9 protein-coding genes are annotated in these 13,708 nt (G+C 41.8%); all 9 read left to right on the forward strand.

What is annotated here, in order from left to right; translation table 11 throughout:
- Positions 1 to 13: 13 nt before the first annotated feature.
- The 9 genes from pseF (at position 14) to ACHCNF_RS12060 (ending at position 13,692) form a co-directional block, all read left to right on the forward strand.
- Positions 14 to 718, forward strand: coding sequence for a pseudaminic acid cytidylyltransferase (gene pseF / locus ACHCNF_RS12020; RefSeq protein ID WP_408070028.1), 705 nt, complete (start codon positions 14 to 16; stop codon positions 716 to 718).
- A 91-nt stretch (positions 719 to 809) separates the two neighbouring features.
- On the forward strand, positions 810 to 1,847 hold the full coding sequence (gene pseI, locus ACHCNF_RS12025; RefSeq protein WP_408070029.1) for a pseudaminic acid synthase: 1,038 nt from the start codon (positions 810 to 812) through the stop codon (positions 1,845 to 1,847).
- Positions 1,840 to 2,970, forward strand: a complete 1,131-nt coding sequence (locus tag ACHCNF_RS12030) for a PseG/SpsG family protein (protein WP_408070030.1) — start codon at positions 1,840 to 1,842, stop codon at positions 2,968 to 2,970. Before pseI ends, ACHCNF_RS12030 begins: the two co-directional genes overlap by 8 nt.
- A gap of 7 nt (positions 2,971 to 2,977) precedes the next feature.
- Positions 2,978 to 4,222: an ATP-grasp domain-containing protein gene (locus ACHCNF_RS12035; protein ID WP_408070031.1), complete on the forward strand. Its 1,245-nt coding sequence runs from the start codon at positions 2,978 to 2,980 to the stop codon at positions 4,220 to 4,222.
- 51 nt (positions 4,223 to 4,273) lie between these two features.
- Positions 4,274 to 6,793, forward strand: coding sequence for an MMPL family transporter (locus ACHCNF_RS12040; protein ID WP_408070032.1), 2,520 nt, complete (start codon positions 4,274 to 4,276; stop codon positions 6,791 to 6,793).
- Positions 6,790 to 10,329 (forward strand): hypothetical protein, encoded by a 3,540-nt coding sequence (locus ACHCNF_RS12045; protein ID WP_408070033.1) that lies wholly within the window; start codon positions 6,790 to 6,792, stop codon positions 10,327 to 10,329. The genes ACHCNF_RS12040 and ACHCNF_RS12045 overlap by 4 nt, the downstream gene beginning before the upstream one ends.
- A 17-nt stretch (positions 10,330 to 10,346) precedes the next feature.
- Positions 10,347 to 11,345, forward strand: a complete 999-nt coding sequence (locus ACHCNF_RS12050) for a hypothetical protein (RefSeq protein ID WP_408070034.1) — start codon at positions 10,347 to 10,349, stop codon at positions 11,343 to 11,345.
- 92 nt (positions 11,346 to 11,437) lie between these two features.
- Positions 11,438 to 12,628, forward strand: a complete 1,191-nt coding sequence (locus ACHCNF_RS12055; RefSeq protein WP_408070035.1) for a hypothetical protein — start codon at positions 11,438 to 11,440, stop codon at positions 12,626 to 12,628.
- 11 nt (positions 12,629 to 12,639) lie between these two features.
- Positions 12,640 to 13,692, forward strand: coding sequence for a glycosyltransferase family 2 protein (locus ACHCNF_RS12060; RefSeq protein WP_408070036.1), 1,053 nt, complete (start codon positions 12,640 to 12,642; stop codon positions 13,690 to 13,692).
- Positions 13,693 to 13,708: the final 16 nt, after the last annotated feature.

A 13,708-nucleotide genomic window follows, 5' to 3' on the forward strand; every position in this document is an offset into this window, starting at 1 on the left:
TAAAGGTAGATAAATGAGCGCAATAGCTATAATAACAGCTCGTGGTGGAAGTAAACGTATACCGCGTAAAAATATTAAAATATTTAACGGAAAACCGATTATCAATTATTCAATAGAAGCAGCTCTGGAATCAGGAATTTTCGAAGAAGTCATGGTCTCAACAGATGATGAAGAAATTGCGGAGATAGCAAAAAATGCAGGCGCAAATGTGCCGTTTTTCAGATCCGCCGAGACTTCAACCGACACAGCAACTACAGCGGATGTTCTCCTGGAGGTTCTTGACAGATACGAAGAAATGGGCAGAAGCTTTGAGTATGGATGCTGCATATATCCTACAGCTCCTTTTGTTACAGCAAGAAAGCTTAAGGAAGCCATGGACGAGCTTGCAAAATCCGGTGCAGAGTCTATAGTTCCAATGCAGGAGTTTTCATATCCTCCACAGAGGGGCCTGTTTATAGATGATAAGGGGCTTGTAAAAATGCTTCATCCGGAATATGCAACCACAAGAAGCCAGGATCTTCAGAAGCAGTACCACGAATGCGGTCAGTTCTACATCTTCAGAAATGATGCATTCAAAATCCAAAAGGATACTACAATGGAAAAGTCGATTCCATATATTATTGATCCGGTGGAGTCTCAGGACATAGATAATGAAAGTGATTGGCTGCTGGCAGAGCTTAAATACAGATTCCTTACAGAGCAGGGAATTTTGAAGTAATAAGAACTGTGATTCATGTTATTTTGAAGTAATATAATTTGTGCTTCCTGTTAACGGGAATGCGTCAGCAGGGCTGACAAATGAGGTTTAGATGAAATTAAAAGAATGTCTAAAAAACAACAGGGCATATGTGATAGCCGAGATGAGTGCAAACCATGGAGGCTCTCTTGAAAATGCTCTTCAAATAGTGGAGGCTGCTGCGAAGGCAGGAGCAGACTGCCTTAAGACACAGACCTATACGGCGGATACCATAACCATTGATTGTGATGCGGAGGCCTTCAAGATTCATGGCGGTCTGTGGGATGGGTATAATCTTCACGATTTATATAAAGAGGCCTACACTCCCTGGGAGTGGATGGAGCCTATAAAGAAAAAATGCGAGGAGTGTGGAATAGACTTTCTTTCCACTCCTTTTGATACTACATCTGTTGATTATCTGGAAAATATTGGCGAGGAATTCTATAAAATCGCTTCCTTTGAACTTGTGGATATTCCGCTTATAAAGTATATTGCAAAAACCGGAAAGCCAATCATAATGTCTACAGGTATGGGTTCTGAGGAAGAGATTAGAGAGGCGATCGAAGCAATAAGATCGGAGGGGAATAATGATATAATTATTCTGAAATGCTGCAGCGTTTATCCTACGGTTTCATCGGATTTGAATCTCAGGACCATTCCTGATATGAGGAATAAATTCGGAGTGCCTGTGGGACTATCCGATCACTCTATGGGTGGCACGGCCGCTATTGCAGCAGCAGCTCTTGGGGCTGTAGTTATTGAGAAACATTTCTGCCTTAGCAGGGACATTCCTTCGGCTGATTCTGCTTTTTCCATGGAACCGGATGAGTTTGCGGCTATGGTTAAAGGCGTTCATGATGCTGAGCTTGCTCTCGGAAAAGTGTTCTATGGTCCTACAGAGGCTGAAGCAGGTGAGTATACGAACCGCAGGTCTCTGTTTGTTGTAGAGGATATGGAAGAAGGCGATGTTTTCACCAAGGATAATGTGCGAAGTATCCGCTCGTATAATATTCAGGGAATGAAACCTAAGCATTATGAAGAGGTGCTTGGGAGAAAAGCCAGACAGAAACTGACACGTGGAACACCGCTGGATTGGAGTAGTATTGAATAAAATTGCCATTCGTGTTGATGCAAATGAAATAGTGGCGACAGGGCACATCATGCGCTGCAGGACTATAGCCGGTAGCCTGCAGCAGATGGGGTGCACTGTCGTCTTTGTGTCTGCAGATAATAATATTGAGCCATATATCAGGGAGGATTTCATCTATCATGTGCTGGAGTCAGACTGGCGAAAAATGGAGGAAGAAATAATCGCTCTTCTTGATTTTTTGCATGAAGAAGAGATAAACAGGATTTTGGTAGACAGCTACTATGCAACTCCTGAATACATTAGAATGCTGGAGGGGCGCGGGATAAAAGTCATGTATATTGATGACATGCAAAAGGAAGTCTTCCCGGCTACTGCCATACTAAATTACAGCCCCGGTGCGCCGGAGCTTGATTATGAGGAGTTTTATGGCGAGTTGTCACCTAAGTTCTTGCTTGGTACAGATTATATTCCAATCAGAGAGCAGTTCCTTAATGTAAGTAATATGGAGCAAAGGCAGGTGAGCATCACATCCGGAGAGATATATGGAACGGACGGAGAGCTGATAAAAAATATAGACATCGTTGCCAATGAAAATATCGGGGTTAATAATATTTTCCTTACCACAGGTGGCGCAGACAGTATGGGACTTTCTGAGATTATTGCGTCAGCCCTCATAAGAAATCCGGAACTGAATTTCAAAGAAAACAAAAATAGAAAAATACATCTTTTGGCAGGCCGTTTTTACCGGGTTACTGAGAAAATACAGCAATATATTGAGGATGGATATGTGGTTCTGCACCAGAATGTATCCAATGTGGCAGAAATAATGAGGGGCTGTGATGTGGCGATCACGCCTGCAGGAACGACATTGTATGAGCTGTGTGCAGTAGGTGTGCTGTCCATAAGTTTTGTGTTTGCTGAGAATCAGGAGCCGGATGCATTATATTTTGCAAACAAAGGATATGTCCCTTATGCGGGAGATTTCAGGGAAGATATGAATGAAGCCCTGACAGCCGTGCTTTCATATGTGGAAGAGGTTCTTTCCATGGATACAACAGAGCGACTGGAGATATCAAATAAGCTGAAAAAACTTATTGATGGACAGGGCGCTGACAGAATAGCAGAAGTTTTGATGGAGATGTAAAAAAGCAATGAAAAAGATTTTTATATTAGGCGCAAGTGCACTTCAGGTACCTGCAATCAAACGGGCAAAGGAGAAGGGACTGTATGTTTATGCTCTTGATTACGATCCGGAAGCAGTGGGAATAAAGGATGCCGATGAATTTTTGTGTATAAGTACTATTGATAAAGAAGCTGTCCTTGAGGCTGCTAAAAAATACGAGCCTGATTATATCATCACTTCAACAAGTGATATGCCGGTTAGGACTGTGGCGTGGGTAAATGAACAGCTTGGCAGGGACAATGACATTTCCTATGAAAACTCCATATGCGCTACAGATAAGGCAGCTATGAGGAGAAGAATGAAGGAAAACGGTGTTCCCATACCGGAGTTTCATGTTGTAGCAGATGCAGACGAATATCTGGAGGCGATGAGAGCACTTGGAAACCGCTTTGTTTGTAAACCTGCAGATAACGCAGCAAGCAGAGGCGTGGTGCTGGTTGATGTAACTAAAATCAGGCAGAGCCTTGATGGGGATGAGAATGCCATAAGAAAAGAGCTTCTGGATATTTATACATATACGAGGGGATATTCCAGAAGCGGGGAGGTTCTTCTTGAAGAATTTATGGAGGGACCGGAAGTCAGCGTGGAGTCATTCACGGTGGATTCTGTGACTCACATAATTACCATAACGGACAAAATGGTTACAGAGATTCCGTTTTTTGTTGAAACCGGACATACTGAGCCATCAAGGCTGCCAAAGGAAGCTCAGGATGATATCAGACGCGTTGCAGAGGCAGCCATTAAGGCTGTTGGAATAAAGAACGGTCCTTCACATACAGAAATAAAACTTACGCCAAACGGAGCCAAGTTGGTGGAAATTGCGGCAAGACTTGGAGGAGATTTCATTACTTCCAGACTTGTTCCTTTATCTACCGGAGTTGACCTCATAGACTGCTGCATTTCCTCTACTCTGGGGGAAGATGTAAAGTGGCATGCTACTAAAAATGAAGGTGCGGCAATAAGGTTTTTATACTCTGCCAAAGCCGGAGACAGGACAGAAGGGGTAATAGAGTCTGTTAGCGGCGTAGAAGAGGCCAAATCCATGCCGGGAGTGACAGAGGTCTGTATTTATAAAGCTGTGGGAGATAGGGCAGGAAGCCTTAAAAACAGTGGTGACAGATGGGGACATGTTATAGCAACGGGGAAAAATGCTGAGGAGGCATCAAAAAATGCCGAAAAAGCCGCAGAAAATATTCAATTTGTGATAAAATAATATAATAATTTAAATATTTTGTATGAAATGTTTTGAGGGGGGTAACTTAATATGGCTGAGCAAGATAAGGTAATTAAAGGTCCTGTTCAGGAAGAAGAGATTAGCTTTATGATAAAGGTAGCTACCTTTATTGTTGACAGAAGAAACCTTTTTTTCCTGCTGTTTGGCATAGCACTGATTTTCTGTGCCATTGCGTCAGGCATGGTTAAGGTGGAGGATTCGCTGCCTGCGTATCTTCCAAAATCATTTGAGACCAGTCTCGGTCTCGATCTCATGGAAGAAGAGTATACGACCTATGGCTCTGCAAAGATAATGGTGTCCAATATAGTGTACAAGGATGCGCAGGAACTTGCAGATACTATAGGTGAGCGCGATGATGTTTCTATGATATCATTTGACGATACTTCTGATCACTACAATAATTTTTCTGCACTGTTTGATATCACATTCAAGTACGAGGATACGGATGAGAGATCTCTCCAGGGGCTTGAAGAGATAAAAGAGATGCTCTCCGGTTATGATATTTTTGTGAGTACTTCAATGGGTAATGCTGCTGCTGATACTATTGAGAAGGAGATGCAGATAGTAAGTGCCCTTGTTGTCGTAATAGTACTTGTTGTGCTGGTTCTTACGTCACAGACCTATGCGGAGATACCGGTTCTGCTGATTACCTTTGGCGCAGCGGCTGTTATGTCGGCAGGTACAAACTTCATTTTGGGTACGATCTCTTTCGTATCGGATTCAGTAACAATAGTACTGCAGCTTGCTCTTTCAATTGACTATGCTGTTATTTTCTGTAACAGATACAAGGAGGAGCATGAAACCCTTTCCATAAGAGAAGCTGATATAATCGCTCTGAGTAAGGCTATTCCGGAGATATCCTCCAGTTCACTTACTACAATCGGCGGTTTGGTCGCCATGATGTTCATGCAATTCGGAATAGGCCGGGATATGGCTATATGTCTTATTAAAGCCATAGCGCTGAGCCTTATTGCTGTATTCCTTCTTATGCCCGGACTTCTTATGATATTCGGTGCACTGATGGATAAGACAAAGCATAAGAGCTTTATTCCGAAGATCCCGTTTGTTGGAAAAATTGATTATTTTACAAGATTTATAGTTCCTCCGGTTTTCCTTGGAACCATAATTGTTGCGTTTGTTATTCAGAATAACTGCCCTTTTGTTTATGGATACAGCCAGATAGAGACACCTATTAAGAATGATACACAGATCGCTGATGAGATGATAAGCGAAACATTTGGAGATTCCAACTTTGTCGCTGTAAACATACCTGCGGGCAATTATGAAAAGGAGAAAAAACTTATTCAGAATTATCTCGCCTGTCCTGAAGTAAAGTCTGCACAGGGACTTGCCAATATTGAGGCCATGGATGGATACTGCCTTGCTGATAAGCTGACGGCAAGAGAGTTTTCGGAACTTCTGGAACTGGATTATGAAAAAGCTGAGCTTTTGTATATGGCCTATGCAGTAAATGATGAGAATTACGCGAAGCTTGTAAATGGTCTTTCGACTTACAGAGTACCTCTTATAGATATGATAATGTTCCTGCATGAAGAGGTTGAAGAGGGATATGTGACTCTTGATGACAGCATGAAGGAGACACTGGATGATGCTTATGAGCAGATGGATATAGCCAAGAAGCAGTTACAGGGAGAGCACTTTAGCAGAATACTTGTATACTTAAATCTTCCTGAAGAGGGAGAGGAGACCTTTAATTTCCTTGATAAGATGCACACAATGGCTAATGAGTATTATGAAGGACAGATTCTTGTTATAGGCGAAGCAACCAGCCAATATGACCTTCAGAAGACTTTTTCAAGAGATAATACGGTAGTAACTATCATTTCTATTCTGGCGGTTCTTGTTGTACTGCTGTTTACATTTAAATCAGCAGGTATGCCTGTGCTTCTGATATTGGTAATTGAGGGTGCTATCTGGATAAACTTTGCTTTTCCGACAATAGAAAAAGACAACATCTTTTTCATGACCTATCTGATAGTAAGCTCAATTCAGATGGGTGCTAACATTGACTACGCTATTGTTATTTCCGGAAGATTTATGGAGCTTAAGGATAAAATGTCACACAGGGACGCAATTATAGAGACCATGAACTTTGCGTTTCCTACCATAATCACATCGGGGTCCATGCTTGCTCTTGCCGGAATATCAATTGGTATGCTCACATCAGATGGTGCTATTTGCGGTATCGGCCAGTGCCTTGGCAGAGGAACAATAATTTCTATTTTCCTGGTTATGTTTGTACTACCGCAGATCCTTCTGATAGGCGCAACGATAATAGATAAGACGTCATTTGAGGTTTCGGTTCCGCTGGTTAAAGAGCGTGATATGGGACTTATGAGAATAGACGGCACTGTTCAGGGACAGATAAACGGCACTATTATCGGTGAGGTGCACGCTGTGGTAAGAGGTGATATCAGAGCATTTATCCAAAGTGGTAATGTTGAAAGACTTGATGCTACCAGAATTACCTCTGAACAGTTGGATGAGCTCTTGGGATTTGACAAAAAGAAGGAGGAGGTGGAGTCATGAAAATGAAGACGCTTAAACTCATTCTTAGAAAAATATCTGTGGCTGCAGTAGCAGCCTCTCTTACGATTTCAGGATTTGGAATCAATGCTCTTGCAGTAAATGAGCTGGAGAATGAAATCATACAGAGTGTTGAAAATAAACTTAAGAGTGACGCAATAACAGAGCTTACGGAAAAGAACGAAGAGACCAGCAGTGAAAGGCTTACTTCAACAGATGAGTCAGACAAGGATCCTAAGGAGGTTACTTCCGGGGATGCCTCCGAAGCAGAAGAAGAGAAGGTTGTTGAGATTGCCTATGAAAACATGGAAATTAATTCACTTGACGATTTCATCGAGCTTTCCAAAAGGTGCAAGGAAGACTCATGGTCAACAAATAAGATCGTAAAGCTTAATTGCGATCTTAATCTTTCAGACACAAACTTTGATACGATTCCCTACTTCGATGGTATTTTTGAGGGAAATAACCACCAAATAAAGGGATATGGAAATGGTGAAGACAGCTATATTACCGGTCTGTTTCGATTTATAGGAACAAACGGTATGGTTCAGGACCTGAATCTAACCGGTGAGATACACATGAGTGATGAACTCAACTATACCGGCGGAATCTGTGGAATGAACCTTGGTGTCATAAAGAACTGTGCGTTTTCCGGAGTCATCGAGGGAAATAACACAGTTGGAGCAATAGTTGCCATCAATGAGAATACCGGGCTTGTTAACGGCTGTACAAATAATGCCCACGTGTCCGGATACTATTTTACAGGTGGCCTGGTCGGTAAAAATTATGGAGTGATATCCGGTTCTACCAATAAGGGCAACATAAATGATAACGAGGCATGGGTGGTTAAAGAGGATGAAAAGGATGAGAACATCATTGAATCCATAACATCCAATGTGGAAGGTGATGATAAGACTATCCGCTCCGGAACAGACACCGGCGGGATAGCCGGCTATTCCAAGGGCGGCATAGTAAGATGTACCAATAAGGGAAATATTGGTTATGAGCATGTCGGATATAATATTGGAGGAATTGTCGGAAGACAGATGGGCATCGTGTCTTATTGCACCAACGCAGGGGCTGTCAATGGACGTAAGGACATAGGCGGTGTCGTTGGACAGATGGAGCCTTATCTTGAGCCTGAGGATCTCCAGACACTTCCTGAAGCAGCAGATAAGTTGCATGACCTTGTTGATAAGACTCTTACTGACATGGACGGCGGTGTGGACAGCATTTCTTCGGATGTAACAGATCTTACCGGATATGCGAACGGAGTTGTGGATGATGGAAGAGCGCTTACCGGTGAACTGACAACTTCCATAAATGCCAATATAAGGGTCGCCAACATAGCACTTGAGCGTTTTGAATACGTAATGCAGAATATGCCCGGGGTTATTGACCACATGGAGAATGCATCTGATAAGATGTACTATTTCAATAATGCCCTTGCAAGAGCTGTAGAAGCGATAAATATGGATAATGATCTCTCTAATGAAGACAGGGATGAGATAGAAAAAAGTGAAAATCAGATATATGACAAGATTGCAGATGCTAATGAGAAGTCACAGAGAATACAGGATATTACAAATGCCATAAACGATCTGATGTATGAAAAGGATGAAAACGGAGATTACAAATTTGATGAAAATGGCAATAGAATCCTAAGGGTACTCACTCCGGATGAGCAGAGCCAGCTTAATTCTTATCTTGCAGAGCTTCAGCAGATAGCTGCCGAAAGCGGCGGGAATGTTTATAACATGTTTGGTGATGTCTCAAATATCCTGGAGACATATAAGCCTTATGCTCAGGCAGCTGAGGATGAGACAATTGGAGAAACGGAAAATGCCATAGCTGCACTTCAGGATGCCGAAGGAGAGCTAAAGGAGGCTGCAAGAGGTACAAGAAGTATAATCGATTACCTGAATTCACAGGAAAAGCTGAGGCTTACAGGTCTTGGCAGTGACTGGGATGCAAGCCTTGATTCTTTGCATGATAATCTGAAGGGAATTTCAGGATCAATAGAGAACATAAATCAGGATGGAAAAAGTACGTCACATACGCTTAATTCCAACCTTGCAGCAGTAAATGATCAGGTAAATGTCATATATCATATCCTTTCAGATAGGCTGGACATAATATACAATGATGACACATCAGTATTTACCGATGTATCTGATGAAGACATCATGAATGCCAAAACCGGAAGAGTTGACAGTTCCAAGAATACAGGAACGATAAAGGGAGATATCAACATAGGCGGAATAGCCGGTGCCATGGCCATAGACGATGAGGACCCTGAAGAGAATGCAGCAGGTAATCTCAATGTGGGAAGGGGAAGCAAATATACATTAAAAAATATTATTTGCGAATGTAAAAACGAATCTACGGTTGAATCCAAAAAGGACGGAGCCGGACTCATAGTTGGCTATATGTCACAGGGAATAGTAACCGCCAGCGAAGGTTATGGACTTGCAAAAAGTACAGAAGGAAGCTACACAGGAGGCATTGCGGGACAATCATTATCAATAATAAGGGATTGTGATTCAATCTGTCTTCTTAGTGGAAATAAATATGTTGGCGGAATTGCAGGATATGGAACAACCATTACAGGCTGTAATGCAATGGTTACATGGGATAATGAACCTTCCGAGAGATATGGTTCAATTGCCGGAATTGTAAAAACGGATAACGAGACAAAAAGAACCAGGATGGACAACATAGCTGACAATCTTTTCGTAAAGAGTAAGGTTGGAGGAATAGATGACATAAGTTTTAGTAAGAAAGCCGAGCCTGTCAGCTATAGCAGAATTCTTTCAAGGACAGGTATTCCGAATGACTTCAGGCACCTCAAGGTGGTATTTGAGGTCGAGGGCGAAAAGCTTGGCGAGCAGGAGCTTCGCTATGGAGACAGCCTGGAAAACCTTTATTTTCCTGAAGGAACACTCAGAGAGGGATATTATATTAAATGGCCTGATGTTAAGGGTATGGTAATGGAGGGCAGCTATATTCTTATAGGAGAATATGTGGCTACCAATAAGGCTGTAGAGAGTGAAAGTGTCTATGAGGACACGGGAAAGCATCTGGCAATCCTGGGTGGAAGCTATGGAGATGATGCATATATATCCGCGGATATAGTTGATGAGCCTGTCTATAAGATAGAAACACCTACCTTAGAGAGAAAAGCAGTAGTCTATAAGATAAATGTTGATGAAGGCTCCTATTCTCAAAATGTTGATCGAAAGATCAGACTTTACAATCCTTATAAAAATGCAATAGTAAAGATTTATAAGGACGAAAAATGGGAAGAGATACCATCAAAAGCAGTTGGATCTTATCTGGAGATTGAGCTTCAAAACAAAGAGGCAGTATATGCGGTTGTGGAGACCAATCCATTGATCCGAAGAATCATATATATCGCATCAATAGTCGTTATTATACTTTTGATCAGCTACATTATTCACAGGTCTATAAAGAAGCATGAGCGGAAAATTCGTAGCCTGAAGGAAATAATTAAGGAAAGAAGACACAAAAAGCATTGAGTTTAGAGGGAGAAAAGATGCGAAATACTAAGCAGTCTAAAAAAAACATATACGCTGTGTTATTAATCTTTTTGATGCTGGTGCTGATGCCGCTTGGTAAGTCATATGCAGCTTCGTCTGTGATAATCCAGACGAAGCTGGCAGCAGACAGCGCTACGGTTAACTGGTCAAAGGTAACCGGAGCAACTGAGTATTACCTTGGAATCGGAGAGAGTAAGGACGAAGCAGATAAGGATGCCACAGCTCACACCCTTGTATTTGGACCGGATACAATTAATTATACTTTCACAGGCTTAAAACCCGGAATGAACTATTATGTTACTCTGAGGTACAAATATACTGATGAAGAGGGCGAAAAAGAAGAAAATGCCTCAACAGCACTTGTAAAGACTATTCCGGATAAGATAAGGGGGCTTACTCAGGCAAGATGGTATATTCATCAGAAAACGGTCTATGTCACATGGGAGGCACAGACAGCAGGTCACTACGAATATGTTTTGATGAATAAAACGGGAAAGAAGATCAAGTCAGGAGATCTTTATACCAATTCTTTTGACAGATCAATAGAAAACTCAAAATGCTATTCCTTTAAGGTCAGAGCTATAGCTATGATCAATGGTAAAACATATGAAGGGGCCTGGTCGGATCGCATATACCTTTTTGCACAACCAATGATTAAGTCATATAATTATGGGAATGATTTTGATCTGAAGATATCGGGCGGAAAGCTGATATTGAAATGGGATAAGGTAAAATATGCGAATGCCGGGTACAGAATATATGTATCAAAAAAGCGCGATAAGGATTATGTAAAGGTAGCCTCTCTTGGAAAGAGCAAAAACGCAGCCACAGTAAAGAAATTCAAGGGAAAATCCTATAAAAATAACGGCACCTACTATGTTTTTGTGCAGGGTATAAGAAAATCCGGAGGAAGAATCGGAACCACCGGTATCGGATATGTGTGGGAATATAAAAAGGGACGTGTCAGGAGAACCTACTACCATGGCAAGTACTAATACCGAGCTTATCGGCTAACATTGCATATGCCTTTAAAAAGATATACAATCAATTCCTGAAATGCTTATAATTTAGTGAGGTTTGCAGAATTATGTACGAGATTGGAAGCGAATTTAATCTGGAGAAGAAGTCCATGAGAGAGGACCTTGTGGCATTACTGTCCGGTGAGGCTCAAAGAAGCAACAGATATTCTGAGTTCTTAAGGTGTGGAAGAGATGCCATAGGATTTGTAGCTGATGATATCATTGCGAAGGTCAATGATCCAATTCGCGTGCTGATGCCTGCGCTGTCATGTGATTCGATGGTTAAGCCCTTTGAAGTAAGAGGTCTTAACGTGGATTATTACAAACTGCAGGAGGATCTGTCTGTAAATGAGGGCGAGCTTATTGAAATGCTCAGTAACATCGCATCCGGAGATGAAGAAACAACGCCTGTGATTTTGCTGATGAATTTCTTTGGGATGAGTGATATATCGGATGTAGTCCGCAGAATAAAGGAATCTTGTTCAAAGGCAATTATTATTGAGGACATTACTCATGTACTTTTGGAGCCCGAAAGTTATCTTATGAAGGATTCTTTTGCGGATTATCATGTTGGCAGTATAAGAAAATGGCTTGGCGTTCCCGATGGAGCAGTTGCCATAAGTAAGACTGAGTTCGTTATGGGAGCATTGACGGGAGAGACGGATTTTACGGCTCTTAGAACACAGGCACTTATTGAGAAGTCAGAATATCTGGACAATGGCGATCAGGAGCTGAAGGATCATTTCAGAAAGCTTTTATCTGATGCTGAGGATTCACTTAGTGACGGCCTTGATCCGTATCATATGTCTGATGTAAGTTCTGAGTACCTAAGTGATCTCAATATTGAAAATATCAGGAGCAGGAGAAGTGCAAATTACAGAAATCTGTACAGATTATTGAAAAATGCACCTCTTTGCGATAAGGCATACAGAATGCTTCCGGAGATTGAAGATTCGGGAGATGGATATAGGAGCACGCCTTTCATGCTTCCCATAATGCTTGATATTGATTTTATGCGCAGAAGCGCTATTACCGAAGAGGGAAAAAACATAACCCGTGACAGTTTCGAGAAGATGCTTGCCAAGAGAGGTGTTTATGCTCCGGTTCTGTGGCCTGTATCAGATGAGGCAGCAGAGATATGTGATAATTCGAAGAACTATTCGGAAAATATGCTTGCGTTCTGGATTGACCAGAGATATAGCCGATTCGATATGGAGAATGTTGCGGCAATCGTGAGCGAGGAGCTTGGAAAACTGTAGGATTTTAATATATGCGTTTAAGTGTGATAGTTCCTGTCTACAATATGGCAGGAGATGATAAATTAAAGCATTGTCTCGACTCACTGGTGGGGCAGACCCTTCCGGATGGGGAAATAGAGATAATAGCCGTAGATGATTGTTCAACGGATAACTCTTTTGAGATAATGCAGGACTATGAAAAAAGATATCCGGGAAGATTCATAGCTATTCACAGCCCGGTCAATCACCATCAGGGCGGAGCCAAGAATATCGGTCTCTCAAGAGCAAAGGGAGAATGGATAGGCTTCATTGATGCTGATGACTGGGTTGTTTCTGATTATTATGAGATATTGCTTAAAAGAGCAGATGAGACCGGAGCAGACATGGTAGGCTGCGATTACAGCCTGGTTGACCATTATACCTTTGAGCCGGGGCAGGTGGTGCATAATAACACACCTGAGCAGACCGGAGTTATGAATGAGGAAAAATACAGAAAGCTTCTGCTTGATACCGGAAGCCTTGTGGTAAAAATATATAAGAGAAATATTGTGTTTGGGGACAAAGAAGGAAGTGGCAGGACGGACATTTTTCCCGAGGACATATTTTATGAGGACAATGCTGTCAGTAATACGTGGATGCTCAGAGTAAAGCACTTTGAATATATAGAGAAACCGCTATATTTTTACTATCAGCATGATGCCTCAACAGTTCATACCATTTCGAAAAAGAATCTTGAGGACAGAATGGTTGCCGGAAGGCAGATTCTTGCCGAGGCAAAGGAAAACGGATATCTTAAGACTTACAAGCCTGAGATAGAATTTATGTATACGGTCCTTTTTTATGTGAATACTCTGTTTTCCGCAATGCCCAAGGAACAGCATATAAGTGGCTGCTACAATTTTACAAGGCAGCTTGGGCGTGAAATGAAGGAGGCTTTTCCGAATTTCCAAAATAACCCTTATTACAGGGAGAGAATTCACCCGGAGGAGAAGAAACTTATTGGAATGCAGATGAAGTCACATCTGTTGTTTTATGCTTATTACAGGCTATTATGGTTTTACAGGAATCTCAGGAAAAAGGCATAGATTAACCGTGAGAGAT

It is taken from the genome of Butyrivibrio sp. NATIVEDY162 (assembly GCF_045999815.1).
In the GTDB taxonomy this organism is placed as follows: Bacteria; Bacillota; Clostridia; order Lachnospirales; family Lachnospiraceae; genus Butyrivibrio.

Bases quoted from the DNA above. Each gene is read 5' to 3' on its own strand.
- pseF (WP_408070028.1), top strand. From the start codon at position 14: ATGAGCGCAATAGCTATAATAACAGCTCGTGGTGGAAGTAAACGTATA.
- pseI (WP_408070029.1), top strand. From the start codon at position 810: ATGAAATTAAAAGAATGTCTAAAAAACAACAGGGCATATGTGATAGCC.
- ACHCNF_RS12035 (WP_408070031.1), top strand. From the start codon at position 2,978: ATGAAAAAGATTTTTATATTAGGCGCAAGTGCACTTCAGGTACCTGCA.
- ACHCNF_RS12040 (WP_408070032.1), top strand. From the start codon at position 4,274: ATGGCTGAGCAAGATAAGGTAATTAAAGGTCCTGTTCAGGAAGAAGAG.
- ACHCNF_RS12045 (WP_408070033.1), top strand. From the start codon at position 6,790: ATGAAAATGAAGACGCTTAAACTCATTCTTAGAAAAATATCTGTGGCT.
- ACHCNF_RS12050 (WP_408070034.1), top strand. From the start codon at position 10,347: ATGCGAAATACTAAGCAGTCTAAAAAAAACATATACGCTGTGTTATTA.
- ACHCNF_RS12055 (WP_408070035.1), top strand. From the start codon at position 11,438: ATGTACGAGATTGGAAGCGAATTTAATCTGGAGAAGAAGTCCATGAGA.
- ACHCNF_RS12060 (WP_408070036.1), top strand. From the start codon at position 12,640: ATGCGTTTAAGTGTGATAGTTCCTGTCTACAATATGGCAGGAGATGAT.